Raw genomic sequence first — 376 nt, forward strand, 5'->3', positions numbered from 1 at the left:
CTGTAATTGGAAAAAATTTAGATGAGAAAACTTATTTTGAGTTTCACGATTTAATTATTCCATCTCGAGATGGTACGACACAAATTGATCATATTTATGTCTCAATTTTTGGGATATTTGTGATAGAAACTAAAAATTACACAGGTTGGATTTTTGGTGGTGAAAAGCAATCTAAATGGACGCAAATCATCTATAAACAGAAACATTATTTTCAAAACCCGTTGCGTCAGAATTATGCTCATATCAAAGCATTGTCAGAACTATTGCAATTTCCTGAGGAGAAGTTTCATTCAATGGTAGTTTTCTTAGGTGATTGTGAATTGAAATCGAAAATGCCACCAAATGTTTGCCGTATTAGGCAGGCGGCGGCTTATAT

At 33.5% G+C, this 376-nt stretch carries 1 protein-coding gene; it reads left to right on the forward strand.

Annotated features, from left to right (window positions below; translation table 11 throughout):
• The coding region (locus ACTHS3_RS17225; RefSeq protein WP_440368668.1) for a nuclease-related domain-containing protein at positions 1–376 on the forward strand (376 nt) is incomplete at both ends.

It is taken from the genome of Neisseria sp. P0009.S007 (genome assembly GCF_051962515.1).